The organism is Pseudomonas sp. BNK-7 (assembly GCF_048072025.1).
Classification (GTDB): Bacteria; Pseudomonadota; Gammaproteobacteria; order Pseudomonadales; family Pseudomonadaceae; genus Aquipseudomonas; species Aquipseudomonas danubii.
Window position 1 is genome coordinate 6,720,758 of sequence record NZ_CP182252.1, and the last position, 25,340, is coordinate 6,746,097.

The 25,340-nt window shown below is 61.2% G+C and carries 22 protein-coding genes, 1 pseudogene and 1 riboswitch; of the genes and pseudogenes, 12 read left to right on the top strand and 11 right to left on the bottom strand.

The genetic code is table 11. The annotated features are described in order from the left end of the window. Positions 1–28: 28 nt before the first annotated feature. The 3 genes from ACMGF8_RS30370 (at position 29) to ACMGF8_RS30380 (ending at position 3,154) form a co-directional block, all read left to right on the top strand. Complete coding sequence (locus ACMGF8_RS30370) at positions 29–703, top strand: response regulator transcription factor (protein WP_102860296.1); 675 nt, start codon at positions 29–31, stop codon at positions 701–703. Further along, positions 696–2,027, top strand: a complete 1,332-nt coding sequence (locus tag ACMGF8_RS30375) for a sensor histidine kinase (protein WP_102860295.1) — start codon at positions 696–698, stop codon at positions 2,025–2,027. The genes ACMGF8_RS30370 and ACMGF8_RS30375 overlap by 8 nt, the downstream gene beginning before the upstream one ends. Before the next feature lie 224 nt (positions 2,028–2,251). After that, positions 2,252–3,154, top strand: coding sequence for a LysR family transcriptional regulator (locus ACMGF8_RS30380; RefSeq protein WP_102860294.1), 903 nt, complete (start codon positions 2,252–2,254; stop codon positions 3,152–3,154). Between the two features lie 90 nt (positions 3,155–3,244). Here the strand turns inward: ACMGF8_RS30380 and ACMGF8_RS30385 are convergent, their stop codons facing one another. From ACMGF8_RS30385 to ACMGF8_RS30405, 5 genes are all read right to left on the bottom strand, one after another. After that, positions 3,245–5,977: a LuxR C-terminal-related transcriptional regulator gene (locus tag ACMGF8_RS30385; RefSeq protein WP_416758232.1), complete on the bottom strand. Its 2,733-nt coding sequence runs from the start codon at positions 5,975–5,977 to the stop codon at positions 3,245–3,247. Between the two features lie 308 nt (positions 5,978–6,285). Next, on the bottom strand, positions 6,286–7,650 hold the full coding sequence (locus ACMGF8_RS30390) for a DUF1329 domain-containing protein (RefSeq protein ID WP_102860292.1): 1,365 nt from the start codon (positions 7,648–7,650) through the stop codon (positions 6,286–6,288). A gap of 30 nt (positions 7,651–7,680) precedes the next feature. Further along, complete coding sequence (locus tag ACMGF8_RS30395) at positions 7,681–9,573, bottom strand: DUF1302 domain-containing protein (protein ID WP_102860291.1); 1,893 nt, start codon at positions 9,571–9,573, stop codon at positions 7,681–7,683. 337 nt (positions 9,574–9,910) lie between these two features. After that, positions 9,911–11,593, bottom strand: a complete 1,683-nt coding sequence (locus tag ACMGF8_RS30400) for a fatty acid--CoA ligase (RefSeq protein ID WP_102860290.1) — start codon at positions 11,591–11,593, stop codon at positions 9,911–9,913. Positions 11,594–11,764: 171 nt separating this feature from the next. Further along, the gene (locus ACMGF8_RS30405; protein WP_102860289.1) at positions 11,765–12,394 is read right to left on the bottom strand and encodes a LysE family translocator; all 630 of its coding nucleotides are present in this window, start codon (positions 12,392–12,394) and stop codon (positions 11,765–11,767) included. A gap of 84 nt (positions 12,395–12,478) precedes the next feature. Between ACMGF8_RS30405 and ACMGF8_RS30410 the strand changes: the two genes are divergently transcribed. The 3 genes from ACMGF8_RS30410 (at position 12,479) to ACMGF8_RS30420 (ending at position 15,324) form a co-directional block, all read left to right on the top strand. Further along, on the top strand, positions 12,479–13,444 hold the full coding sequence (locus tag ACMGF8_RS30410; RefSeq protein ID WP_416758235.1) for a 2-hydroxyacid dehydrogenase: 966 nt from the start codon (positions 12,479–12,481) through the stop codon (positions 13,442–13,444). A 31-nt stretch (positions 13,445–13,475) separates the two neighbouring features. Continuing rightward, positions 13,476–14,474, top strand: coding sequence for a class I SAM-dependent methyltransferase (locus tag ACMGF8_RS30415; RefSeq protein ID WP_250329620.1), 999 nt, complete (start codon positions 13,476–13,478; stop codon positions 14,472–14,474). Between the two features lie 51 nt (positions 14,475–14,525). Next, positions 14,526–14,647: riboswitch (yybP-ykoY riboswitch) on the top strand. A gap of 92 nt (positions 14,648–14,739) precedes the next feature. Further along, positions 14,740–15,324: a TMEM165/GDT1 family protein gene (locus ACMGF8_RS30420; protein WP_102860988.1), complete on the top strand. Its 585-nt coding sequence runs from the start codon at positions 14,740–14,742 to the stop codon at positions 15,322–15,324. Positions 15,325–15,408: 84 nt separating this feature from the next. Here ACMGF8_RS30420 and ACMGF8_RS30425 read toward each other — a convergent pair whose 3' ends face one another. After that, positions 15,409–16,227, bottom strand: coding sequence for a M48 family metallopeptidase (locus ACMGF8_RS30425; protein ID WP_102860286.1), 819 nt, complete (start codon positions 16,225–16,227; stop codon positions 15,409–15,411). Positions 16,228–17,590: 1,363 nt separating this feature from the next. Between ACMGF8_RS30425 and ACMGF8_RS30430 the strand changes: the two are divergent. Together ACMGF8_RS30430 and ACMGF8_RS30435 are read left to right on the top strand one after the other, a co-directional pair. After that, a pseudogene (locus ACMGF8_RS30430) lies at positions 17,591–17,788 on the top strand (HAMP domain-containing protein); the annotation flags it as partial. A 111-nt stretch (positions 17,789–17,899) separates the two neighbouring features. After that, entirely contained in the window at positions 17,900–18,643 is a 744-nt protein-coding gene (locus tag ACMGF8_RS30435; protein ID WP_372820917.1) for a methyl-accepting chemotaxis protein, read from the top strand. Between the two features lie 101 nt (positions 18,644–18,744). Here the strand turns inward: ACMGF8_RS30435 and ACMGF8_RS30440 are convergent, their stop codons facing one another. From ACMGF8_RS30440 to ACMGF8_RS30450, 3 genes are read right to left on the bottom strand one after another with little or no spacing between them, the layout of a single operon-like run. Then, positions 18,745–19,365 carry an SOS response-associated peptidase gene (locus ACMGF8_RS30440; RefSeq protein ID WP_102860284.1) on the bottom strand — a complete coding sequence of 207 codons (621 nt, stop codon included), beginning with the start codon at positions 19,363–19,365 and terminating at the stop codon, positions 18,745–18,747. A 35-nt stretch (positions 19,366–19,400) separates the two neighbouring features. Beyond that, entirely contained in the window at positions 19,401–19,661 is a 261-nt protein-coding gene (locus ACMGF8_RS30445) for a putative signal transducing protein (protein WP_102860283.1), read from the bottom strand. A 16-nt stretch (positions 19,662–19,677) separates the two neighbouring features. After that, complete coding sequence (locus ACMGF8_RS30450; protein ID WP_016967048.1) at positions 19,678–19,860, bottom strand: CPXCG motif-containing cysteine-rich protein; 183 nt, start codon at positions 19,858–19,860, stop codon at positions 19,678–19,680. A 139-nt stretch (positions 19,861–19,999) separates the two neighbouring features. Between ACMGF8_RS30450 and ACMGF8_RS30455 the strand changes: the two genes are divergently transcribed. Further along, a complete protein-coding gene (locus tag ACMGF8_RS30455) occupies positions 20,000–21,166 on the top strand; it encodes a 1-acyl-sn-glycerol-3-phosphate acyltransferase (protein WP_102860282.1) in 1,167 nt (388 codons plus the stop codon). A 66-nt stretch (positions 21,167–21,232) separates the two neighbouring features. Here the strand turns inward: ACMGF8_RS30455 and ACMGF8_RS30460 are convergent, their stop codons facing one another. Then, entirely contained in the window at positions 21,233–21,514 is a 282-nt protein-coding gene (locus ACMGF8_RS30460) for a hypothetical protein (protein ID WP_162884090.1), read from the bottom strand. Positions 21,515–21,703: 189 nt separating this feature from the next. Here ACMGF8_RS30460 and ACMGF8_RS30465 point away from each other — a divergent pair, with 189 nt between their 5' ends. Beyond that, positions 21,704–21,910, top strand: coding sequence for a hypothetical protein (locus tag ACMGF8_RS30465; RefSeq protein WP_011063378.1), 207 nt, complete (start codon positions 21,704–21,706; stop codon positions 21,908–21,910). 90 nt (positions 21,911–22,000) lie between these two features. Here the strand turns inward: ACMGF8_RS30465 and ACMGF8_RS30470 are convergent, their stop codons facing one another. Continuing rightward, positions 22,001–22,585, bottom strand: coding sequence for a YajG family lipoprotein (locus ACMGF8_RS30470; RefSeq protein WP_102860280.1), 585 nt, complete (start codon positions 22,583–22,585; stop codon positions 22,001–22,003). 208 nt (positions 22,586–22,793) lie between these two features. Between ACMGF8_RS30470 and ACMGF8_RS30475 the strand changes: the two genes are divergently transcribed. Both ACMGF8_RS30475 and mqo read left to right on the top strand, forming a co-directional pair. Continuing rightward, complete coding sequence (locus ACMGF8_RS30475; RefSeq protein ID WP_102860279.1) at positions 22,794–23,027, top strand: hypothetical protein; 234 nt, start codon at positions 22,794–22,796, stop codon at positions 23,025–23,027. Between the two features lie 736 nt (positions 23,028–23,763). Continuing rightward, entirely contained in the window at positions 23,764–25,275 is a 1,512-nt protein-coding gene (gene mqo / locus ACMGF8_RS30480; RefSeq protein WP_102860278.1) for a malate dehydrogenase (quinone), read from the top strand. Positions 25,276–25,340 lie beyond the last annotated feature (65 nt).

Here is a 25,340-nt window from a genome sequence, read left to right on the forward strand (position 1 = left end):
AGCGCCAAGGGTCCAAGGGGACGTTTCCGTGCATATTCAACTGCTATTGGTCGAGGACAACCTCGACCTGGCCAACACCGTCATCGAGTACCTGGAAATCAGCGGCATCGTCTGCGACCACGCCAGCAATGGCCAGACCGGCCTTAACCTGGCTTTAAGCCAGCACTACGACGTCATCCTGCTGGACATCATGTTGCCGCGACTGGACGGCCAGCAGCTGTGCCAACAGTTGCGCCAGCAAGGCAGCCAGACGCCGATCCTGATGCTCACCTCGCTGGATGCCCTTTCCGACAAACTCGCCAGCTTCGCCGCCGGGGCTGACGACTATCTGGTCAAGCCCTTTGAAATGGCGGAACTGGTGGCCCGTATCCGAGCCCTGAGCATGCGCCGCAGCGGCCAGGCAAGCCGCCTGCAAGTGGCCGACCTGGTGATGGAGCTGTCTACCCGCAAGGTCAGCCGCGCCGGGCAAGAACTGCATCTGTCACCCATTTGCTGGACCCTGCTGGAATGCCTGATGCGTGCCAGTCCGGAACCGGTAACCCGGGAACGCCTGGAGACCATGATCTGGGGCGACGAGCCACCGGACAGCAATACCCTCAAGGTGCACATGCACCGATTGCGCAAGACCGTGGACAAATCCTTCGGCCAACCGTTGATCCACACCCTCCCTGGTATTGGCATTCAGATGAGGTCACATGCGTAACGGTCTGGGTCTGAAATGGGTGATCAGCGGCAGCTTCCTGCTGCTGATTGCCGTGGTGTTGCTGATCTACAGCCTGCTGCTGCCCGAGTACAGTATCCGTGGCCTGCTCTATACCGCCAGCGCCATGATGGAAGAGGAAGCCCAGTACTTCGCCAGGCATTACAAGAAAGATCCAAACACCCCACCGCCGCACAACTACTTCTATACCAGCGTCATAGGCAAAGAGGCGCTGCCGGAGAAAATCCGTCAGTTGCTGGACACTCCGCCCAGCCTGTCCTTCGGCGCGCTGCAGGCCTTCGGCGACCTGGACTCCGATGACGAGGATGAAGGGCGGGCGGTCCTGGCCCAGCCCCTTAGCGACGGCAAGACCCTGTACATGTTCGACGTCGACCACGACAAGGAAGAAGGCGGCGAAGTGGAGACGCCACTGTCCGACGCCTACATCGAGCGCCAGTTGCGCGGCGTCAACCTCATCAGCCTGGCGGTGTTCGTCCCGGCGCTGATCATCATTGTCCTGCTGGTCTGGTGGCTGGTAAGGCCCCTGGAGCGCCTGGCCCAGTGGTCCTCGACCCTCAAGGATGCGGACGCGGTGTCCGGCCAGCGACCTAATTTTGGTTTCAAGGAGTTCAACGTGCTCGCCGATGCCCTGGCCCAAAGCGTGCAGCAGGTGCAGGCCGCCAGCCTGCGCGAAGGCCGCCTGCTGCGCTACACCAGCCATGAACTGCGCACCCCATTGGCGGTGCTCAAGGCCAATATCGAACTGCTGACCTTGCAATCCGGCGGCGTCCTGCCGCCGCCCCTGCAACGTATCGAGCGCTCGGTATTGAACATGCAGCGCATCGCCGAAACCTTGCTGTGGATGAGCCGGGAACTGCCAGAACCCTTGCCCGAGGAACCCATCGACATGAGCGGCCTGGTCACTGAACTGATCGAGGAACACCGCTACCTGATCGGTACACGGGATATCGAACTGCTGCTGGACATCAGCAGCACCCCTTGCCGCTTGCCTCTGACCGCCTGCCGCATCGTGGTGGGCAACTTCCTGCGCAATGCCTTGCAATACGCCGATGAGGGCAGTGTCGAGATCAATTTCGACTACCCACAACTGCGCATCGTCAACCGCATCCGGGAAGCCAAGCAGTTGGAGCCATCCAACGACTTTGGCTATGGCCTGGGCCTGGAACTGATGCGGCAACTCAGCGCCCGGCTCGGCTGGCGCATTGAGGTGCTGATGGAACAGCAACTCTTCACGGTCACCCTGGACTTCAATGCCGCCCCGCCCGCCGAGGAGCTGCCTGCACCGCAGAGCGCTCCAGAGGCGTAAAGTTGAAAACCATCGTCCTGGTCGAGATCGCTCAAGGCCAGGAAATACCTGTTCACAAGCGATGAAAAAACTGCCTAGACCCCGCCCTTTCCGACAGCGTTTGTGAGTATCGTTGACGGACAAGAAACCAAGCCCGGGAGGCTTGTCGGTGCATAACTTGCTTGCAGGAAGCGGGCTGCATCTTTCGCAGTGCACTCTAGAGCCGAATCAGAACGAGGTTCGCTGTGGCCGCCTACAATCTGCGTCAACTCAAGTACTTCATCACCACCGTCGAATGCGGCAGCGTCGCTGAAGCGTCACGCAAGCTGTATATCGCCCAGCCGTCGATCTCCACCGCCATCAAGGGCCTGGAGGACAGCTTCGGCGTGCAATTGCTGATCCGCCACCACGCCCTGGGGGTGTCCCTGACCCCAAGTGGTGCACGCTTCTACCGCAAGGCTCAGGAACTGCTGCGCATGGCCAAGGAGTTCGAGCAGAACGCCCTGGCGGACAACGACGTGGTGGCCGGACAGATCGACATCGGTTGCTTTGAAACCGTGGCACCGCTGTACCTGCCGCAGTTGATCGCCGGCTTCAGTGCCCTGTATCCCGGGGTGGAAATCCGCATCCGCGATGGCGAACAGCAGGAACTGGTACAGGGCTTGACCGGCGGTGCGTTCGACTTGGTGATCCTGTACGAGCACGAACTGGACGGCACCATCGAAACCGAACCACTGATGCCACCGCAACGGCCCTATGCGTTGCTTCCCGCCGACCACCGCTACGCCCAGCAGGCCCAGGTTTCACTGCGTGACCTGAGCCTGGAACCAATGATCCTGCTGGATGTGCAACCGAGCCGGACCTACTTCGTCAGCCTGTTCGAGGAACTGGGATTGACGCCACAGATCGCCTTCAGCTCGCCCTCCATCGAGATGGTGCGGGGCATGGTGGGCCAGGGCTTCGGCTTTTCGATTCTGGTAACCCGCCCCCACTCCCAGTGCTCCTACGACGGCAAGCCGGTGGTGTGCGTGGATATTGTCGAGGACGTGACCGGCTCCGGCCTGGTGGCGGCCTGGCTCAAGCGTGGCCAGTTGACCAAGCCGGCGCGCCTGTTCGCCGATTACTGCAAACAGCACCTGGCCCGATAACCCCGGGCCCGGCGCTGTATCACGGCGCAGCTGCAGCCGGTCGGCCGACCTCGACGCGGCCGCCAAAAGCCCTGGCCGGCGGGGTAGCGCCTACCCCAGCAACCCCAACTCCTGGGCCCGTGCCACTGCCTGTGTACGTCGCTCAACCCCCAGTTTGCTGTTGATATGGCTGGCGTGGGTTTTCACCGTATGCAGCGAAATGAACAAGCGCTCGCTGATTTCCTGATTGGAACACCCCTGAGCAATCAATTGCAGCACCGACAGCTCCCGGGAACTCAACGACTCACTATGAGCCGCCTCGGGAAGCTCACGGGGAGCAGCAGGCAAACGCTGCAACAGAGCCTGAGTCAAAGCGGTCGACACACAGTGCTGCAATTGCTCGCGCATCCAGCAGGGGTGACTGCGGATCAAGCTCTCGAAAGGTTGCACTGCGCCCCCCACCGCTGCTTCCAGGGCCTGGGCAAAGTCCCGTCGTGCCTCTGCGCCGCGCCCGGACGCCAGCAACAGCAGGGTTTTCTGGGTCAGGGCCATAACGCTCAACAACTGCCGACCGCTTTGCTGGCCATGCTCCACCAATCGACTCAAGCGCTGTTCGGCCCGGGAGGAGTCGCCCTTGATGGTTTCCAGTTGGGCTTGCTGCAATTCGATGTGCAAGGGCAACTGCGGATGGAACTCCGGCGGCGCCGCAGCCTGTTCTCCAGTGTAGGTCTGGCCCAGACGCGCCAGCCAGGCCTCGGCCAGGTCGATGCGGCCCTGGGCCAGCCAGAGCTCGCACTTCACCAGAGTGATCATCGCCAAGTAGTAGATCGGCGGCACGTCCCAGATATGCATCAGGCGCTCGGCCTCGGCCAACTCGGCAAAGGCCCGGGAAAACTCGCTCCGCAGGCCTTCCTGCTTGGCGATCACGCAATGAGCGATCAACACGCTGATGTCGCGACAGGCCCGCGCCTCCAGCAACCCGGCCTGTAAACGCACCAGGCCGGCCTCAGGCTGGGCACGCAGCGTCAACAGATAACCTTCATACAGGGTCAGCCGGGCCCGCACCGCGTACAGCCGCTGAGCCGACAGTCCCTGCAGCCGTCGCAGCCCTTGGTGCACCTCCTCCAGCGCTCTGAGCACCTCGCCCCGCGCCTGCAGAACCCGGGCCCGATCGTAATGGGCCAGGGCCTCGAACAGCGGATTGCCGACCCGCTGCGCCAACTCCAGGGATTCGCGATTGAGACTGCGGGCGCGCCACAGGTCGGCGTCGGTGATCGCCAGGTTGGACAAGGTCGACAGACACATCAGGCGCTGTCCGTAACGCTTGTGCGGCAGGCTTTCCAGAGCCTCGCCGCAGTAGGCCAGGGTCCGTTCCCGCTGGCCCCGCCCACGAGCGATGATCCCGCTCAAGGCCAGCCATTGCGCCAGCATCGACTTTTGCGCAGTAGCCGAAGGCGCCGGCAGGAAACGACTCAGGTGATCCGCCAGTTCCTCTGCCGCGTCCAACTGGCAGGCCAGGCCCAGGGCCCAGCTGTAGAGCACGATCAGCCGCGGTGTGCTGATCAGCAGGCTGTCGGGCAGGTCCATCTTCCAGCGCAGCAGCATGCCGACATTCTGCTCCGCCAGCAGTTGCTCCTCCGACAGGTTCTGCACCAGGTTGGCCGCCACATCCAGGTGTCCGGCACGCAGCGCCTGCTCCACGGCTTCATCCAGCAGCCCCTGAGCGTTGAACCAACGACAGGCACGCAAATGCAGGCTGGCGGCCGGCACCAGGGTATTGGCCGTGGGTCGGGTACGCAGCAGATCGGAAAACAGATGGTGATAGCGATACCAGTGCCCGTGTTCGTCCAATGGCACCAGGAACACTTGGTGAGCCTGCAGGAAACCCAGGATCTCGGCACTGTCATGCGCTTCGCGCAGGGCGTCGCAGAGCTCGGCGCAGAAGCGCTCCTGGGGCGCCGTGTCATAGAGGAAAGCCTGGACCTCGGCGGGCAGGCAGTCGATGACCTCTTCCAGCAGGTAGTCGCGGATCAGCCCTTCGCCCCCATGCAGTCCCTGAGGCAAGGTGCCCAGCGCACCAGCCTCGGACGCTGCCAACAGCCAGAAACGCAGCCCGGCAACCCAGCCCTCGCTGCGCTGGATCAGGCTTTCCAGAGCCTCGCCGCGCAAGGAACTGCTGTGGCGGTCCAACAAGCTCAGGGACTCGTCATGGGTCAGGCGCAAATCCTGCTCATGCAGCTCCAGCAACTGTCGTGAAAGCCGCAGCCGCGCCAGATGCCAATCCGGACGCTGGCGGCTGGTGACCAGCACCAGCAGGCCGTCGGGCAGGTGATTGAGGAAAAACTGCAAGCAACGATCAAGCACCGGCCCCTGGGCCAGGTGATAGTCGTCCAGGACCAGCAACAACGGCCTGCTGCTAGACAGGTGAAGCGCCAGCTCGTCCAGCAAGCCATCCAGCCACTCTTCAAAGGCGAAAGGCTGATGGCGCTGGCGCATTTTCAACAGACCGAGAGACTGCCGGCCCAATTGGGGAAAGTACTGCTGCAAACCGGCCAGCAAGCGTTCGAGGAAACGCCCGGGATCGCTGTCCCGGCGGCTCAACCCCAGCCATAGGCTCTGCCAGTTGCCCGGCAAGCCCTGGCAAAACTCCACCGCCAACGAGCTCTTACCAAACCCGGCCGGCGCACTGACCAGCAACAGCCTGCCCTTCAACCCGGCACTCAAGCGTTCGCAAAGACGCGGCCGCTGCACGTATCCGTCGGGCAGAGGGGGTCGATAGAAACGCCCTTCCAACGCAGGAATCACCGCGCTGGCAGACCGTTGAAGGGGGGACAGCTCAGTCATGGCCAACTCTTATTGATGTAGGGTTGTCGGCGTAGCAGATGCCCGCAGACTAGCGGTAAAAAGCGACCTGTTGAAGATTTTTGCGACCATTCGAGTGAAAAAGACTATGACCAAATGGGTCAGATACAGCTGATTGATCAGTCGTTATTTCGGTTGTTTATCCGGCAACCTACTAATTCATCTGGAGAAAGCCTGCCGGAACAGCCTAGATTGTTGTGCATATCTGCGAATCCACAATCGTCCAGGCAAAAAAAAGCCCCGAGCCAGTCGGGGCAATTTCCGAGGATGCGGCCTCTATTTGCAGCGGATCAGCGAACCCCGTCCTGACGCAAGGCGGCTGGAGTGAAGTCGCTGGTGGTCGCGGTGAAGCCGAAGTCATACGCCTGCTTCTCTTCGTTCTTCATGCCCAGTGCCAGGTAGCGGCCGGACTGCAGGTCGTAGAGGGTTTCCAGGGCATACCACGGCACTTGCTTGTCGTAGTAGTTCTCGGCGTGGGCCTCGGCCACACGCCACAGTTGACCACGACCGTCATAGTGGTCGATCACCGCGGCCTGCCAGGTGTCTTCGTCGATATAGAAGTCACGTTTGGCATAGATGTGCCGCTGACCTTCCTTCAAGGTGGCGACCACATGCCAGACCCGACGCAGCTCGTAGCGAGCCAGGTCCTGGTTGATGTGCCCGGCCTTGATGATGTCGGCGTACTTCAGGCTCGGCGAGTCGAGCTTGTAGCTGTCGGAGGCGATGTACATCTCCTTCTTGCCTTCCAGTTTCCAGTCGTAGCGATCCGGCGCACCGTTGTACATGTCCAGGTTGTCGGAAGTCCGCAGGCCATCGGCGGCGGTACCCGGGCCGTCATAGGAGACTTGCGGGGCACGGCGCACACGACGCTGGCCAGCGTTGTAGACCCAGGCCGAACGCGGCTCCTTCACTTGGTCGAGGGTCTCGTGGACCAGCAGCACGCCACCGGCCAGACGCGCCGGGGCCGTCACCTTCTGCTTGAAGTAGAACAGGATGTTGCCCGGGTTTTTCGGGTCGTAGTCCTTCATCTTGTCGCGGAACACGAACTGGTCCTGGAAGTACACCAGACTGTAGGAGCCGTTGGCCTGTGGCGTGGCCTGGGTAACCAGACGGGTCACGCTGCCACCGCGATAGCGGGTGATGTGGTTCCAGATGACTTCCACACCGCTTTTCGGGATCGGGAACGGAATCGCGGTTTCGAAGTTCTCCAGGCCGTTGCCGCCGGACACCAGGTTGGTGCTGGTGGCATTGCGTTTGATGGCGGCGAACACCTCAGCAGGCACCGTGGCCCCGCGATGAGACGGGTAAACCGGCATCTTGAAGGTTTCCGGGTAGCGCTTGAACATCGCGTACTGCCCGGGGGCCAACTTGTCCTTGTACTGCTCGACGTTCTGCGCAGTGATCGTGAACAGCGGCTGCTCGCTGCCGTATGGGTTGGACAGGAAACCCTTGCTGTCCACGGTACCGGCGTTGGTTGCCAGGGGTTTCCAGGCGGGAATGGTACCGGCAGCGTTACCGGCCATCTCCGCGCCCATCGGCGTCAGGCTGGTGCCCAGCTTGGCCGCTTCATCGGCCGAGACCGCGGCCATGACCCCGGTGGCCAGCAGTGACAGTCCCAGCACACCGATGTGCAACAGACTCTTGGTGATGTTCATATTGTTGTTCTTCCTGAAAATGCAGTGTGCTTAGAAGTTCACGCCAACGCTCAAGGCGAGGAAGTCCCGGTCATCCACGGTGCTGTAGTCGCCACCAAAGAAGTTGGTGTAGGCCAGGCTCGCGGTGTAGGTGTTCTGGTACTCGGCATCCAGACCCAGGCTGATGGCCTTGCGGCCTTCCTCGAAGTTGGCGCCAGGACCTGGCGAGTAGCCCTTGACGTCATGGGACCAGGCCACGTTCGGCTTGAGGTTCACACCGGCGAATACATCCGGGTATTCCCAGATCGCCCGGCCGCGGTAACCCCAAGAGGTGGCGGTGGTGAAGCCGTCGTTGTTGCAGTTGGAAGTGAGGTTACTGGCATCGGCTCCTGGGCCTGCGCCGGCAATGGTGGCGGCATTGAGCACCCGGCAACTGTTCTGTCCACCGGGAGTGGCAGGCAGGGCACCAGGACCGAACACGGGATCACGGCCATAACGCACATCCGATTTGCTCTCCAGGCCACCCACACGAGTGATCCCGAGTTCGCCTACCAGGGTCAGGCGGCTGGCACCCATGACCTGGTCGAAGAAGTGCGTGAAGGTGGTCTGGAACTGGGTAATCTCTTTACGGCGATAGCCATGAAGGTCTTGTCCAGGAATCCCATCGAGCAAGGAAGCATTGGTGAAGTTGCCTCCCAGAGGCCGGACAGCGGAGTAGAGGATATCGGTGCTGTTCAACTGAACCGGCGCATTCGGCCGATAACTCAGTTCGCCGCTCCAGGCGGTCCCTGTAGGCAAGGTGGTGGAGAAGCTCAGCCCGTACAGGCGGATGTCTTCCGGATACTCGACAAAGTACTTCGAGTTACCGGCAATCCACACCGGTGCCAACGTGCCAAAGCCCGGGGCGATGGTATAGGCCGACTGAGGTGCACCGGTGGCGCTGAAGATCGGCGCACGGCTGTGATAGTTCATGAAGTAGGCGCCGAACTCGGTGTCCAGCGGCTCGAAGTTGTAACGGAAAGCCACACCGAACTGGCCGCTGTCACGGGCATCGCGGTCGCCACTGCGACGCACCAGCGCACCCTCTTCATTGACATCGACGCCACGCGCCTGCATCGCCGCCAGGGCCGCCCGGCCCGGGGCCGTGGCGGTGATGGTCGAACGCTTGGCGAGCAGACGCAGATTGTCGTCACAGCCATCGGAAATGTTGTCCGGCTGCGAGAAGAAGGTCCCGCAGTTGTCGGTAACGGTCTGGTCCCATTCCAATTGATAGAAAGCTTCGGCCGACAGGTTCTCGGTCAGGTTCTGGGAAATGTAGAACATGTTGACCGGGATCAGACCTTCCTTGACCTCGGCACCGGGACGGCGGAACGCCGACACGTCGATCGGGTTGATCGAGTTGATACCGCCGCCAATGAAGGTACTTTCACCCCAACTCACTACCTGCTTGCCCAAACGCACCGAGCCCGGCTCATCGGCGATGGAGTAGTTGTGATAGACAAAGGCATCGAGGATCTGACCGCCGGAGGACTTGGCGCCTTCCTTGCGGTTGTTGTCACTGATGTTCTTGAAGTCCATGTCTTCGTCTTTGAGCTTGAAGTCATACCAGTACTTGCCCCGCACAAACACACCGGTATCGCCGTACTTCAATTCCAGGTCATGAATGCCCTTGAAGATCTTCGAGAAGGTCTGCCCCTTGTTGAAGTTCAAGTGGCCGTCATCGGTGGTCTGGGACAGCCCCTTGCCGCCATTGTTGACCCCGATCAGGTCCTTGTTGCGTCCGGCGGTCGACCAACTGGCCCCCACCGACAGGGACGAATCGAAGCTGCCTTCGATTTCACCGATATTGAAGCTGACGCCGAATGCAGGCCCGGCGAGCGTGGAGGCGAGACCGACGGCCAGGGGCAGTTTCGCCCGGCGCCAGAACTGGTTTGCTGATGTCATCGACGCTACTCCATGTGCATTATTTTTATGGCAGTACGCTCTTCTGAAAACGCTTCGAATACCGGTTGGATGAACACTTGCCCGATTCCGAAGTTGCATGGCGCGAGCACCCCACAGTGCTCCGTTGTTCAGAAAAATCCGTAGGCGGACTATATCCAGCAGGGATTACTGCTTGATCCCTCTAAAGTGTGATTTGCAGCCGACCACCGCATTGGAACAGTCCTTTGCCACAACCGTTGAAAGACGGCGCGGTAAGGATGGCTGAAAATCTCGTGAGCACAAGGCAAAGGCTTGTCGGATGGGCATGCCGTGCCCGGACGGGCACGGCAGAGGACGCTCAAAGCGTGGAGAGGAAGGTGCTGTTACTGGCTTGCCATTCGCTGATGTCGACGCGGATGCGCTTCTTGTCGAGCTTGCCAACGCTGGTCTTGGGAATTTCAGTAACAAGGGCGATCTGGCTGGGAATCGCCCACTTGCTCAGGTGCCCCAGCTCCACGAACGGCTTGAGGTGTTCCTTGAGCTCACGGGCACCAATCTCATGGCCTTCGCGGATCACCAGCAAGGCAAACGGGCGCTCGCCCCACTGTGGATCGGCGATGCCCACCACTGCTACTTCACGTACCGCCGCATGGCGACTGATGAGGTCTTCCAGGTCCAGGGAGGAGATCCACTCGCCACCGGTCTTGATCACGTCCTTGATCCGGTCACGGATGTCGATCACCCCCATGCTGTCCAGGGTCGCCACGTCGCCGGTGTGCAACCAGCCGCCGTCCCAGAGCTCGGCGCCCTTCTGCGGCTCGTTGAAATAGCCTTCAGTCAGCCAGGGCGCACGCAGCACCAGCTCGCCCTGGGACTCACCGTCAGCCGGCAGGAAGTTGCCCTCGGCATCGATGATCGCTGCCTCCACCAAGGGCCCTGGCACCCCGGCCTTGATCCGGTAAGTGGTGCGCTCGTCTTCGCTGCCCGCCATCAGTTCATCGTTGAGGTGAGCACAAGACACCAGCGGACCAGTCTCCGACATGCCATAGGCGGCCGTCAGTTGAATCCCCTTGGCCTTGGCCGCCTCGTACAGCGCACGGTTCAGCGCACTGCCGCCGATGACGATCTTCCAGCCACCGAAATCGGTGTTCTGGGCCGCCTTGGCATTGAGCACCATCTGCAGGATGGTCGGCACACAGTGGGAGAAGGTGACCTTCTCCCGGCGCCACAGCTCCACCAGGTACTCCGGGTCGTAACGCCCGGGATAGACCTGCTTGAGCCCAAGCATGGTGGCCACATAAGGCAGCCCCCAGGCATGCACATGGAACATCGGCGTAATGGGCATGTACACATCGTTGGTGCCTAGCAGGCGCACACTATCGATGGAGCCCATGATGGTGGAGACGCCCATGGTGTGCAGCACCAGTTGCCGATGGGTGAAATACACCCCCTTGGGATTGCCGGTGGTGCCGGTGGTGTAAAAGGTGGTGGCCACCGAATTCTCGTCAAAGTCCTCGAACTGATACTGGGGGCTGGCGGCGGCCAGCAAGGTCTCATACTCGCCCACCAGATTCGGCAGTTCGGCAGTCTTCTGCGGTGCGTCGGTGAGCAGCAGGGTTTTCTCCACCGTGGTCAAGTGCCCGGCGATGGCCTGGTACAGACCGACGAACTCGCTGTTGACCAGCACGAAGCGGTCCTCGGCGTGGTTCATGGTGTAGAGGATCTGCTCCGGTGACAGGCGCACGTTGATGGTGTGGATCACCGCACCGATCATCGGGATAGCGAACATGCACTCCAGGTAGCGATGGCTGTCCCAGTCCATCACCGCCACGGTATCTCCGGCCTTGACCCCGGCCGCAGTCAACACATTGGCCAGACGCGCCACCCGCTCGATCAGGGTCGGATAGGTGTAGCGCAACTGGTCGCGATAGATGATTTCGCGGGTTTTCTCGTAGCGCGCGCCGGACATCAGCAACCGCTTGATCAGAAGCGGGTATTGATAAGCACCTTCGGCGGGGGGAATAACACGAGTCTGCAACATAAGAATCCCTTTTCTGACGGCTCGGTCGTGACTGGAGGATGACCACTCTAAAGTTCCCGTGCGCCGGCTAAATCAGCCAAAGGGATGATTTGCAGGGCCGCACCAATACTAGCTCCAGGCCAGTATTCGCGCGGTTCAGGAGATCCTGCGTGCCCTGTCCGGGGAGAGTGTTCAATGCATCTCGGTGAAGGCCAGTTTCACGCCGATGGCGATCAGCACCGCGCCCATGGTGCGGTCGAACCAGTGGCCCATGCGGGCGAAGCCGGCACGCACCCGTTGCTGGCTGAAGAGCATGGCTACCAGGCAGAACCAGACTGCTGTGGCCGCCGCCAGATACACGCCATAACCGGCCTGGATCGCCAGGGGCGTGTGCGGGTTGATCACCACGGTGAACAGCGAGAGGAAGAACAGGGTCGCCTTGGGGTTCAAGCCATTGGTGACAAAACCGGAAGTAAAGGCACCGCGCGCGGTACGCTCTCCGGCTTCCTTGTGCAGGTCGTCCGCCGCCGGCTTGGCCGGCTGAGCACGCAGGGCCTTGTAGCCGATGTACAGCAGATACGCCGCCGCCAACCACTTCAGGGCGTTGAACAGCACGATGGACTGGGAAACGATCAGGCCAATCCCCAGCAGCGAGTAACCCACGTGCAGGAAGATCGCACAGCCCACTCCCAGGGCAGTCCAGGTACCGGCGCGACGGCCGTGGGTGACGCTTTCGCGCACCACCACGGCAAAGTCCGGGCCGGGGCTGGCCACCGCCAGCAAGTGGATCAGGGCAACGGTCAAGAACTCGGTGAGGTACATGCAGGCTCCTGTGTATGTCTAATTATTTCATCTGTTAGGCTCGGCAGATTACGCCTTAGATCCCTCGTGCAAAAGGTACAGTTCATGATCAACAATCGCCGCGCCGTCTTCCTCGATCACAGCTCACTGGACCTGGGCGACCTGGATCTGAGTGCGCTGCATGAGTGCTTCAGCCCCCTGCAAGTGCATGCCCACACCCCCGCGGAGCAAGTGACCGAGCGCTTGCAGGGTGCCCAGGTCGCCATCAGCAACAAGGTGGCCCTGAGCGCCGAGACCCTGGCGGCCTGCCCTGATCTGCAACTGATCCTGGTGGCCGCCACCGGCACCAACAATGTCGATCTGGCCGCTGCCCGCCAACAAGGCATCAGCGTCAGCAACTGCCAGGGTTATGGCACTCCGTCGGTGGCCCAGCACACCCTGATGCTGCTGCTCAATCTCGCCACTCGGGTTGCCGACTACCAACAAGCCGTAGCCGCCGGCCGCTGGCAACAGGCCAAGCAGTTCTGCCTGCTGGACTTCCCCATCATCGAACTGGCGGGCAAGACCCTGGGTCTGCTGGGCAATGGCGAGCTAGGCAGCGCCGTGGCACGCCTGGCCGAAGCCTTTGGCATGCGCGTGGTATTGGGGCAGATCCCCGGACGCCCGGCTCGAGCCGATCGCCTGCCGCTGGAGGAACTGCTGCCACAAGTGGATGCCCTGACCCTGCACTGTCCACTCAACGAACACACCCGAAACTTCATCGGTGCCCGGGAACTGGCCCTGCTCAAGCCCGGCGCCCTGGTGGTCAACACCGCCCGCGGCGGCCTGATTGATGAACAGGCCCTGGCCGATGCGCTGCGCAGTGGTCATCTGGGTGGGGCGGCCACCGACGTCCTGAGCGTCGAGCCGCCGGTGAACGGCAATCCACTGCTGGCCGGTGATATCCCACGCCTGATCGTCACGCCGCACAATGCCTGGGGCAGCCGCGAAGCTCGCCAGCGAATCGTCGGGCAACTGACGGAAAATGCCCAAGCCTTCTTCAGTGGCGCCCCACTGCATGTCGTGAGTTGATAAACTTCGCCACTTTTTTCGGGTGCGGATCATGGACACACGCAGTGAAGTACTGTTACGCCAGGCTCAATTGTTTCAAGGCTCACTGCTGCTGGCCGGCCTGACCGCGGATGACCTGCTCGGGCGTCTGCCCAATGCCCGTGGCTGGAGCTGGCACGCCGGTGACCACGCGGCCCTGGAGGCACGCTTTCCAGGCCGCAGCCACTTTGGCGTAGAAGCACCGGCAGAACCCTTCGACAGCGCCGTGCTGTTCCTGCCCAAGTCCAAGGACCTCACCGACTACCTGCTCAACGCCCTGGCCTCACGCCTGGCCGGACGCGAGCTGTATCTGGTGGGCGAGAAGCGCAGCGGCGTGGAGAGCGCCGCCAAGCAACTCAACCCTTTCGGCAAACCGCGCAAGCTCGACAGCGCGCGCCACTGCCAGCTGTGGCAGGTCACGGTCGCCAACGCTCCCGAACCGGTGGCGCTGGAGAGTCTGGCCCAGGAATACGAACTGCCCCTGGCCGAAGGTCCATTGACGGTCGTCAGCCTGCCGGGCGTGTTCAGCCACGGGCGCCTGGACCGCGGCACCGCGCTGTTGCTGGAGCATCTGGATCACTTGCCCGCCGGCCACCTGCTGGACTTCGGCTGTGGCGCCGGGGTGCTGGGGGCCACAGTGAAGCGCCGCTACCCGGACAACAGCGTGACCTTGCTGGATGTGGACGCCTTTGCCGCCGCCAGCAGTCGCCTGACCCTGGCCGCCAACGGTCTTGAAGCCGAGGTGCTGACCGGCGACGGAATTGATGCCGCGCCCATGGAATTGAACTGCATTCTGACCAACCCCCCCTTCCATACCGGGGTCCACACCGATTACCAAGCCACAGAAAACCTGCTGCGAAAAGCGACCAAACATCTGCAAAAAGGCGGCGAACTACGGGTAGTGGCCAACAGTTTCCTGCGCTACCAACCCCTGATCGAAGAGCACCTCGGACCCTGCGCAATCAAGGCCGAAGGCCAGGGATTTCGGATTTATCGGGCCAAACGCGGCTGACCTTCTTTTCGCAAACAAGGCTTGCCGAATGGAGTTTGCCTAGGCAGAATCCGCTCCGTCCTAGGGGAGTAGTCTCCCACGAGCGCCACGCTCGTCCGGCATGCGTCAACATACTTGGTCCTCAGACCATGGCGCATGCGACCCAAGAGTCCGCACAGACGGACCGCAGGGTTTGACAAGACCTATGACACGCACACCTTACCCGGGGCGGGAAGGCTGTACGTGTCATAGCCGTGTCGACCCGCCCCTTAGGAAAACCCTGATGATGCTGGATTCTCTCCTCGTTCCCACCGCAATCGTTGCCTTGGCCGAAATCGGCGACAAGACGCAACTGCTCGCCCTGATTCTTGCCGCGCGCTTTCGCAAACCCTGGCCCATCATCGCCGGCATCGTCGCCGCGACCCTGGCCAACCATGCGGCCGCCGGCGCGGTAGGTGCCTGGTTCGGCAGCTTCTTCTCGGACGCGACCCTGCACTGGATTCTCGCCGCCAGCTTCACCGCCACCGCCCTGTGGACCCTGGTTCCAGACAAGATGGATGACGATGAAGCCACTACCGCGCGCAAGTTCGGGCCTTTCCTCACGACCCTGATCGCGTTCTTCCTGGCTGAAATCGGTGACAAGACCCAAGTCGCTACCGTCATGCTGGCGGCGCAATATCCGGATCTGTGGCTGGTGATCATCGGCACCACCCTGGGCATGCTGATTGCCAACGTGCCGGTGGTTCTGGCGGGTAACTTCGCCGCGGACAAGCTGCCCCTGACCCTGATTCGTCGCCTGGCGGCGACGGCCTTCTTCATCCTCGCCGTAGTGGCGGTGTACAAGGCCATGCAGATCAGTGGCTGGCTGTAAATGAAATCGCCGGCAAGTCGACTCCTACACAACCTGCAGGAGCCGGCTTGCCGGCGAAAGCATCAGCGCAAATGAAGCAATGGATCAGGACTTCTTGGCCTGCTCATACAACGGCATCACCTTTGGAATCGCCGCCTGCAAGGAGGCGATACGGCTGGTGGAAGCCGGGTGAGTACTCATGAACTCGGGCGGCGCAGAACCACCGGCAGCCTGGCCCATCTTGTTCCACAAGCTGATGGCCGCGTTCGGGTTGTAACCGGCGCGGGCAGCCAGCTCCAGACCAATCAGGTCCGCTTCGTTTTCATTCTCGCGGCTGTTGGGCAGAGTCATCAGCAGGCTCACCCCGTTGTCGCCCAGGGCTACGGTTTCCTGCGAGACACCGAACAGGGTAGCGATCTGCTTGCCTGCACCGACCGCGTACTGCTTGGACATCGCTTCACGACCATGCTCGCGCAGGGCGTGGGCAATTTCATGACCCATGACCGCAGCGATTTCATCGTCGGTCAGTTTCAGCTTTTCGATCAGCCCGGAGTAGAAAATGATCTTGCCGCCAGGACCGCAGTTGGCGTTGAGCTCGTCGCTCTTGATCAGGTTGACTTCCCATTTCCACTGCGCGCAGTCGGGACGGAAGGTCGGTGCCTGGGCAATCAGGCGATTGGCAATGACCTGCAGGCGCTTGGCATTGGCACTGGTCTTGTCCAGTACGCCTTGGCTGCTGGCCTCACCCAGAGTCTGTTGATAAGACTGGGCGTAGGACTGGTTGACTTCAGCACTGGATAGCATGCTGAACATCGACTGCTTGCGATCCACACCCACCACGCCACCGCTGGTGGTATTGACCGTTTCACAGCCGGTCAGCAGCACAGCAGCGCTCAATGCACATACGAGTAACGACTTCTTCATCATGAAACCTCCCTGAAAACATGGCGCGTATCCTAAGGGCGGAACTGTGTCCGCGCCAGATGCAAAACACGCATTCAGTCGCAATTCAGATACATCCAGATCCAGACGAAAAAACTTCACATTTCGCCCGAGGCCGCCAACGGCCTGCAACAGGCCCCCGCCAATAACGACCTTTAACCATCTGAAACAGTCATTTCTCCTCTCCAGGCTAATGACCGGCGAGGCTGCGGCCGATACAGCACGGCAGACCTAAATTCCTGCGCCCGGAGCCTCTATGAAGTTCAAGTCGATCCAGTTTTCCGTCGCCGCCCTGGCCGGTGCCATTGTCCTCAGCGTGGTTGTAGCCCTGGTGCTGTACGCCCTGTTCTCCGGGGCCAAGACCCAGCAAATGGTGCAAGAGCGGACCCAGGCCCAATTCGAGCAAGTCATCGAACAGCGCCTGAGCGGCCTGGCGCAGACTCAGGTCAGCCAGATCCAACGGGAACTGGAAGCGCCACTGCTGATTGCCGGCGGCCTGGTGCGGGTCAATGCCCTGATGGGCACCCAGGACTCCCAAGGCCATGCCGGACTCAGCCTGAACCGTGAACAGCTGATCGCCCTGATCAAGGAGAACGTCACCCAGAATCCGAAGATCCTCGGCGCCTACATCGCCTGGGAGCCGGGTGCCATCGACCACAACGACGCGGCCTACATCGGCACCTCGGTGGTAGGCATGGACGCCGCCAACGGGCGCTTCCTGCCCTGGTGGTTCCGCAACGAAGACGGCAGCCTGGGCCTGGACAAGCTGGCCGACGTCAACGACCGGACCCTGCTCTCCACTGGCGTGCGTACCAGCGAGTACTACCTGTGCTCCCAGGACAGCCTCAAGTCCTGCGTCATCGACCCCGCTCCGTACAAGGTCGGCGACAAGGTGGTGATGCTCGCCTCCTTTATCCAGCCCATCCTGCTCAACGGCAAATTCCAGGGCATCGTCGGCGCTGACCTGTCGGTGAACTTCATTCAGGACATGCTGGTCGCTGCCAATCAGAAGCTCTACAACGGTGCCGGGGAAATGGCCCTGATCGGCGGCAACGGCCGTCTGGTGGCCTACACCAAGGATTCGAGCAAGTTCGGCGAGAAAGTCAGCGACGTGCTGCGCCAAGACACCGTGGCCAGACTGTCCAACCTCAAGCGCGGCGAAGTGACCTACAACGTCGACCAGGCCAACGGCCAGATTGCCCTGTACCTGCCGTTCGGTATCGGTCAGACCGATGCCAACTGGACACTGATGCTGCAACTGCCCCTGGGGGCGGTGATGGCCGATCTGGACAAGCTGCAAGGCGACCTGGCCGAACAGCGCAAGGCCGACACCTTCGGCATGGCCATGGTCGGCTTGGTGATTGCTGGCCTCGGCCTGCTGGTGATCTGGTTGGTGGGGCACGGCATCGCACGTCCACTGCGGCAGATGGTGGCCATGCTCGATGATATCGCCCAGGGCGAAGGTGACCTGACTCGGCGCCTGACCAGCGACCGGGCCGACGAGCTGGGCTCCATCGCCAAAGGGTTCAACACCTTCCTGGCCAAGCTGCAGGCAATGATCAGCCAAGTGGTGACCTCGGTACAGAGCGTCAGCGATTCCTCGGAACATACCGCCGATATCGCCATTCGCACCAACCAGGGCGTACATAAACAGATGGTGGAAATCGACCAAGTGGCCACGGCAGTGCATGAAATGACCGCCACCGCCCAGGACGTGGCCCGCAATGCGACACAGGCCGCGCAAGCGGCCAGTCATGCCGATCAGGCCGCCAGCCAGGGCATGCAGATCGTGCGCGACACCTCCAGCTCGATTGGCGCCCTGGCCGAGGAAATCGGTCGCGCAGTGGGCGTGGTGCAGACCCTGGCCAAGGACAGCGAGAACATCAACGCGATTCTTATTGCCATCCGTGGGATTGCCGAGCAGACCAATCTTCTGGCCCTTAACGCAGCGATCGAGGCAGCACGAGCAGGCGAACAGGGCCGCGGCTTTGCCGTGGTCGCCGACGAAGTGCGCAATCTGGCCCAGAAGACCCAGCAGGCCACGGAAGAAATCCAGTCGATGATCCAGCAGCTGCAGCAGGGCACCCGGGAAGTGGTGCGGGTCATGGAAGACAGCCAGCACAAGACCGACCAAAGCGTGGAGCATGCGGCCAAGGCAGCCCAGGCTCTGGAAACCATCACTCAGGCGGTATCGGTGATCAACGACATGAACACCCAGATCGCCAGCGCCGCCGAGGAGCAGAGCGCAGTGGCCGAGGACATCAACCGCAACGTGATCAACATCGGCCAGGTGGCCAACGAGGTAGCAAGCGGTGCCGATGAGTCCAGCGCCGCCAGCGCCGGGCTGACCAAGCTCGCCGAACAGCAACGGCGCCTGATCAATCAGTTCAAGGTTTAATCCGGCAGCACGCCGCCGCTCCATCCCTCTTGGAAGCCGGCTTTTCGGCGAAGGTGGCTCAAGGCCCTTGCGCCGGCAAGCCAGCTTCTATTGCCAGCCAATCAGGCGGGGGTCAGGCACTCGGGGCCGTTGAGCTTGGGGTCGTTGACCAGGTTGGCCAGGACCCGCTCGCGCAACACGGCGGGCGGTTGAGCGAGCAAAGCTTGCAAGGCAGGTAGCGGCGTCTCGGGATCGAGCCAGACTTCCTGGGCAGCGGCATCCAGGATCAACGGACGACGCAGATTGGCAGCCGCCTGAGTCACCACCGCAGTACTCAACCAGACCTGTTCCTGTACCGGATAGGCCTCCCAGATCGCGGCAAAGAATATCGACGAACCCTCACCCGGCGTCAGCCAATAAGGCCGTTTACGACTTCCGCCGCGCCATTCATAGAAGCCGTTGGCCGGTAACAGACAGCGGCGTTCACGGAACGCCTGACGAAACATCGGCTGCTCCGCCAGGGTTTCCGCCCGGGCATGAGCCGGGGTACGCGACAGGTCCGTCAGCCAGGGCGGGGTCAGCCCCCAACGGGCCCGGGCCAGCATGCGCTGGCCGTTTTCGACCCGCTGGATCAGCACCGAATCATTGGGCGATATATTCCACTGCGCGCGCTGATCCTCGGGAAATCCCGGCAAGGCGGCAAAAGCGGGGTTCCAACGAAACAGGGCATAACGTCCACACATGGGGCAATACAACTCTCGGCAAATCGGCGCTCAGCCTAACAGACCAGCACCCCGGTAAAACTATCCGGTTCTTCAAAGGGCAATGGCTGGGCCGCATTGTACGCAGCGATCAGTTCCAGCGCCTGCTGCGCCTGATCATTCTCCACCGTCAGCCCCAGCAGTCCGAACAGCGGTAACTCCCCCGCCCCGCCCAACAAATCGCGCCCTTGCAGGTGTGCCTCGATACCCTCGCTCGCCAGCATGCACTGGAGCAACTCGCCTTCCATCAGATTTTCCGGCTCATAGATGCGCTGCATAAGAACCACGCCCCACTCAGTCATTTTCACTGTGGACATCGAGCATCCACTCCCGACCATCGGTTTGCAGCGTGAAGACAATGGGCCGGCAGCACACCGGGCAGTCTTCGATATAGGTCTGGTCGCCGGCGGACAGGTCCAATACAGCTTCTGCCTGTTCGCCACAGTAAGGGCATTGATAATGGTCGGTTTCCAGCATCGCCGTCTCCAGAGTGACTTATGCGTATAATCGCCGGTCTATTTGCAGGGCTTTTTTTGTTTGAGCTGAACTTTCAGACCATGCCCGGCTTTTTTCGATACAGACCTTTTCTTACCCTAGCCGTTTCTAACAAGAGAGCATGATGGGCGAATTCGATGCCATCCGACCTTACCACGACAGCGAAGTACCAGCGGTGCTGGCCCGGCTGCTCAGCGACAAGGCGTTTCTAGATATCCTCACCCACTTCCGCTTCCCGCGTTTTGCCAATACGTTCGGCTGGCTGCTCAAACCCCTGATTGCCCATCGCCTGCGCCGCGAATTCGCCGGGGTCACTTCGGTGGCGACCCTGCAGGACAAGGTCGAGTTCTACGTCGACCACACCATTGAACGTGCCACCGACGGCGTGACCTATACCGGCGTCGAGCAGTTCAAATCCGGCACCGCCTATGTCTTCCTGGCCAACCATCGCGACATCGTCATGGACCCGGCCTTCGTCAATTACGCGGTGTATCACGCCGGACTGCCGACACCGCGCATCGCCATTGGCGACAACCTGCTGCAGAAGCCGTTCGTCAGCGACCTGATGCGCCTGAACAAGAGTTTCATCGTCCATCGCTCCATCAGCGGGCGCCGGGAAAAACTCGCGGCCTATCAACTGCTCTCGGCCTATATCAACCATTCGATCCGCAACGACGTCCAGTCGATCTGGATCGCCCAGGCCGAAGGCCGGGCCAAGGATGGCGACGACCGCACCGAGTCAGCGATCCTCAAGATGTTCCACATGAGCCGCAAGGACGAGCCGTTTGGCGAGGTCATCCAATCGCTGAACCTGACCCCGGTGTCCATCAGCTACGAATATGACCCCTGCGACCAGGCCAAGGCCCGGGAGCTGTACATCCGCGCCACCACCGGCAGCTACACCAAAGCGCCAGGGGAGGATGACGTGAGCATCGCCAAAGGCATCACTGGCTATAAGGGCCGGGTCCACGTGAACTTCGCCGCCCCCATCAGCGAACTGTTCGAAGACACCAAGCAATTGGCCATGGAAATGGACCGGCAGATTCTCGGCGGCTACCGCCTGTTCCCGGTGCATTACCTGGCGTATGCCCAGTGGAGCGATGCCGACCCGCAACTGCAGGTACCGAGCGCCGCCGAGGTCTTCGCGCCACAGGAACTGGCCAAGGCCGAGGAAGAATGGCAGCGCCGGCTGGACGCCTGCCCACCGGAGCACCGCCCTTACCTGGTGCTGCAATATGCCAATCCGGTGCGCAATCAGTACCGGGTCAAGGCAGGCCTGGCGCTGTAATCGCGGCACTGCAACGCACAACGGCGCCCGCGGGCGCCGTTGTCATGTCTGCGGTTCAAGGATCGGTCAGAAACGCGTACTGATCCAGGACACCAGCAATGCCAGCCCCAGGCAAGCGAAACCGAAGCGGTAGAAGAATCGGTTCATTCGTAAAGTAGCGGGGTCCAGCATGGGTTGACCCAGCCCCCGGTCTTCACTCTGGACGGCCAGGTTGGCCAGGGCCCGCCGTTCACGGCAACGAGTGGCGTGCAGCAGCCAACTGCCCGGGCAAGCAAACAGCAGGGCCAGCAGGTTGATCAATTTGGCAGGGTGGGCGTTGAACATCGACCAGATCAGTTGCAGCGACATCATGAACCTCGAATGAAACCTGTATTCGGGTCGTCGAGTGCACCCGCGGCGCGGATTCTACTCAATCCCCGGATAAACGCGGGGGCTTTCCGACCAGTAACGAGGTGTCGACCAATTAATTTGAAACGTCATCTTTTCGTCATCTAAACAAGCCAGTCTGTTGCCCCTCGATGCCCCACGGAGCTTGTCATGCTGCACGCAGAAAACCAGGATCGCCTTTACCTGATAGCCCCCAGTGAAGAACAGCAAGCGCTAGTGGGCGCCCTGGCCTTCAACGTTCAGGACCGGCATTGGCTGGTGTATTGCGCCCTGGGCGGACATCAGCATGCGGACTTGCCGGAAACCGATCTGCTGACCGGCGTCAGCATGCTGGACTTCTACGTCGAGGCGGCCTGACACGCGAACAGCAAAAAGCCCGGCTGCCTGATGGGCAGCCGGGCTTTTTAGTGACGGAGCCAGTAGCGGGCATGAAGCCGCAGCGGCGCCTTACTCGCCGAGGATCTGGCCGACGGTCGGGTCCTTGAACAGACGGGTCAGCGCATCGCTCAGTACGTCGCTCACCAGCTTGGTATTGGTGTCCTGGTTCGGCGCCATGCCGAAACGCTGGTCAAGGGAGGCGCCATAGCGACCGCTGTAGCGACGGTTGGCGTTCTGCACATCGGAACGGAAAGTGGCGCCAATGGTGGCCTCGGTCACGTACAGGCCCTCTTTGGGCGACTGGTACTTGAGCTCGGCCAGGGTCACGGTCAACTGCGGAGCATTGCTGCCGCCAGCGGTCGGGGTGAAGCCCAACAGACGTACCGCGGCTTCGGCCTGGGCCTGCAGTTTCGGCAGGATCTGCGCGCTCTGCACAGTAATGGCGCTGGTTTCCGGGTACAGACCGCCACGGGTACCCAGGGTCGGCGATGGACGTCCATCAACCACTTTCACCACCACCGGCTGGCCATGGCCGACGGGGGCCAACTGGGTCGTGAGCTTCGGCTCCGGGCTCAGTTGTTGCGGGCTGTGGGCGCAACCCACCAGCGACAGGCTGGTCACAGTGATCAAACCGAACAACAGGCGTTGCAACATGCTCATCTCTCCAGGAATCAGGCACAAACAGGGCCGCAGTATAGCGGTGCATAACCGCGACGAACCAGCGTCAGGCAAGAGTTAGTCAAGTCTCAGACAGGTGCCGTACAACCAGGTTCCTGTAACCTGCCGTTCACTCGCAATACATCATGATGTAACGGCTCAAGGGCACTCTTATCGTCAATGACCCACTCACAGGTGTTCGGTTATGAACTTCCTTCGCTCCCTGTTCGCCCCGCGTCAGCAGTTCCGCAGCTTTGCCCTGCTCGATGGCCAAGGCCGTTGCCGCGCCTTCAAACACTGCCCGGCGGCTCCCGTGGGTGACGGTTGGGTGGAAATCCAGGAGATTCGCCTGAACTGGTTGCACCAGGTATTACCCGCCAGCGCCCGGATCAGCCCACGCTGCGCCAGCTCCTTGGTGCGACCGATACTGGCCACCTGACCAACAGCCTAATAAAAGTCACGAAACAGGATCATTTCTGCGCATTTCTTCGTTACAATCTCCCCCCGATTATAAGGACGTCTCCTGATCGGGCCTCGCAGTACCGCCAACGCCACTGCATTGGCACCCCGCACCGCCCACAGAGAGCCGCCCACACAGATCGAGTGAAGCTGGCGTGCTTGCTGTACCACCTTGCAAACCTCCACTTTTCGCGAATCTGCAGAGCTGCCATTGCTCGGCCACTGAATTTTGCCCGTTGTGCCCGCGTGCCTTGCATGCCGGCAACACCGCTCGGGCCAGGTGCCAGGCCGAGGCAGCCCTTTTTTGAGGTTCACGTCTTCAAAAGAGCGTGAAAAAACGGGTTTTCACAACTTCACAAGAGTGTGGCGAGCAAATGAATAGTTTTGCGTCTGAACTGGCACCATTGGCCTCTACAACAGCCCGATTACACAGGACCGAGCACTCCTCAAGAACTGGTGCTTGAAGCCTGTCCGCTGACGGATTTGGTTGCACGAGCGGATGTATCGACCATAAGTCGAATTGCCTGAGGCGCCCCGAGATGCGTTCATATGCACCTTGAGGCCCGGTTGGCAGCGTCCGCAGTAGTTGCAAAGAATTGCGAAGATTCGGACATGGCGATCCTGGCCATGGGTAACCTGGGGCATTACGTGAACCGCCCCGTCACTCCTGGCAGCCATGCCGTCAATTTGGTGCTGCAGATTTTGGAGACGCGTTAATGGCGCATAACGAAGCAGTAGACGTCGTATTGGTTGGGGCCGGCATCATGAGTGCCACCCTCGCTGTACTGCTCAAGGAGCTCGACCCCGCAATCAAGCTGGAAGTCGTCGAGCTGATGGATTCGGGTGCCGCGGAGAGTTCCAACCCGTGGAACAACGCCGGTACCGGCCACGCTGGCCTCTGTGAGCTGAACTACACGCCACAGGCCGCCGATGGCAGCATCGACATCAAGAAAGCCGTACACATCAATACCCAGTTCGAAGTGTCGAAACAGTTCTGGTCCTACCTGACCAAGAAAGGCACGTTCGGCTCGTCCAAGTCCTTCATCAGCCCAGTGCCGCACCTGAGCTTCGTGCAGGGCGACAAGGGTGTGTCCTTCCTCAAGAAGCGTTTTGAAGTGCTGAGCCAGCACCATGCCTTCGCGGACATGGAATACACCGAAGACAAGGCCAAGATGGCCGAGTGGATGCCGCTGATGATGCCGGGCCGTCCTGCAGATGAAACCATCGCCGCGACCCGGGTGATCAACGGCACCGACGTCAACTTCGGCGCCCTGACCAACCAGTTGCTCAAGCACCTGACCAGCGCACCCGATGCCCAGGTCAAGTACTGCAAGCGCGTGACCGGTCTCAAGCGCAACAAGGACAACGGCTGGACTGTGAGCATCAAGGACGTCAACAGCGGCAACAGCCGCGAAGTCGACGCCAAGTTCGTGTTCCTCGGTGCCGGTGGCGCGGCCCTGCCGCTGCTGCAGGCTTCCGGCATTGAAGAAAGCAAGGGCTTCGGCGGCTTCCCGGTGAGCGGCCAATGGCTGCGTTGCGACAACCCGGAAGTGGTCAAGCAGCACCAGGCCAAGGTCTACAGCCAGGCCGCCGTGGGTTCGCCACCGATGTCGGTGCCGCACCTGGACACCCGCGTGGTCGACGGCAAGAAATCCCTGCTGTTCGGGCCTTATGCCGGCTTCACCACCAAGTTCCTCAAGCACGGCTCGTTCCTCGACCTGCCAATGTCGGTTCGCGCCGGCAACATCGGTCCAATGCTGGCCGTAGCCCGGGACAACATGGACCTGACCAAATACCTGGTCAGCGAAGTCATGCAGTCCATGGAGCAGCGCCTGGAGTCCCTGCGCCGCTTCTATCCACAAGCCAAGGCGGAAGACTGGCGCCTGGAAGTGGCTGGGCAACGGGTGCAGATCATCAAGAAAGACCCGAAGAAAGGCGGCATCCTGCAGTTCGGTACCGAGCTGGTGGCGGCCAAGGACGGTTCTCTGGCCGCCCTGCTCGGCGCTTCGCCAGGTGCATCGGTGACCGTGTCGATCATGCTGGAACTGATCGAACGCTGCTTCCCGGCCAAGGCCAGCGGCGAATGGGCTACCAAGCTCAAGGAAATTTTCCCGGCGCGGGAGAAGGCCCTGGAAACCGACGCAGCGCTGTATCACAAGATCAACAGCGAAAATAACCTGAGCCTGGAACTGGTCGAGCCCAGCAAGGAAACCGAAAGCTGCGCCTGATCTGACGCCCATAAAAAACGCCCCGGCCTGCAAAGGACGGGGCGTTTTTTTATGCCTTCCGAACG

Coding starts and splice junctions, on each gene's coding strand:
- ACMGF8_RS30375 (WP_102860295.1), top strand. CDS start 696: ATGCGTAACGGTCTGGGTCTGAAATGGGTGATCAGCGGCAGCTTCCTG.
- ACMGF8_RS30385 (WP_416758232.1), bottom strand. CDS start 5,977: ATGACTGAGCTGTCCCCCCTTCAACGGTCTGCCAGCGCGGTGATTCCT.
- ACMGF8_RS30390 (WP_102860292.1), bottom strand. CDS start 7,650: ATGAACATCACCAAGAGTCTGTTGCACATCGGTGTGCTGGGACTGTCA.
- ACMGF8_RS30395 (WP_102860291.1), bottom strand. CDS start 9,573: ATGACATCAGCAAACCAGTTCTGGCGCCGGGCGAAACTGCCCCTGGCC.
- ACMGF8_RS30400 (WP_102860290.1), bottom strand. CDS start 11,593: ATGTTGCAGACTCGTGTTATTCCCCCCGCCGAAGGTGCTTATCAATAC.
- ACMGF8_RS30405 (WP_102860289.1), bottom strand. CDS start 12,394: ATGTACCTCACCGAGTTCTTGACCGTTGCCCTGATCCACTTGCTGGCG.
- ACMGF8_RS30410 (WP_416758235.1), top strand. CDS start 12,479: ATGATCAACAATCGCCGCGCCGTCTTCCTCGATCACAGCTCACTGGAC.
- ACMGF8_RS30415 (WP_250329620.1), top strand. CDS start 13,476: ATGGACACACGCAGTGAAGTACTGTTACGCCAGGCTCAATTGTTTCAA.
- ACMGF8_RS30420 (WP_102860988.1), top strand. CDS start 14,740: ATGCTGGATTCTCTCCTCGTTCCCACCGCAATCGTTGCCTTGGCCGAA.
- ACMGF8_RS30425 (WP_102860286.1), bottom strand. CDS start 16,227: ATGAAGAAGTCGTTACTCGTATGTGCATTGAGCGCTGCTGTGCTGCTG.
- ACMGF8_RS30435 (WP_372820917.1), top strand. CDS start 17,900: ATGGTGGAAATCGACCAAGTGGCCACGGCAGTGCATGAAATGACCGCC.
- ACMGF8_RS30440 (WP_102860284.1), bottom strand. CDS start 19,365: ATGTGTGGACGTTATGCCCTGTTTCGTTGGAACCCCGCTTTTGCCGCC.
- ACMGF8_RS30445 (WP_102860283.1), bottom strand. CDS start 19,661: ATGCAGCGCATCTATGAGCCGGAAAATCTGATGGAAGGCGAGTTGCTC.
- ACMGF8_RS30450 (WP_016967048.1), bottom strand. CDS start 19,860: ATGCTGGAAACCGACCATTATCAATGCCCTTACTGTGGCGAACAGGCA.
- ACMGF8_RS30455 (WP_102860282.1), top strand. CDS start 20,000: ATGATGGGCGAATTCGATGCCATCCGACCTTACCACGACAGCGAAGTA.
- ACMGF8_RS30460 (WP_162884090.1), bottom strand. CDS start 21,514: ATGTCGCTGCAACTGATCTGGTCGATGTTCAACGCCCACCCTGCCAAA.
- ACMGF8_RS30465 (WP_011063378.1), top strand. CDS start 21,704: ATGCTGCACGCAGAAAACCAGGATCGCCTTTACCTGATAGCCCCCAGT.
- ACMGF8_RS30470 (WP_102860280.1), bottom strand. CDS start 22,585: ATGTTGCAACGCCTGTTGTTCGGTTTGATCACTGTGACCAGCCTGTCG.
- ACMGF8_RS30475 (WP_102860279.1), top strand. CDS start 22,794: ATGAACTTCCTTCGCTCCCTGTTCGCCCCGCGTCAGCAGTTCCGCAGC.
- mqo (WP_102860278.1), top strand. CDS start 23,764: ATGGCGCATAACGAAGCAGTAGACGTCGTATTGGTTGGGGCCGGCATC.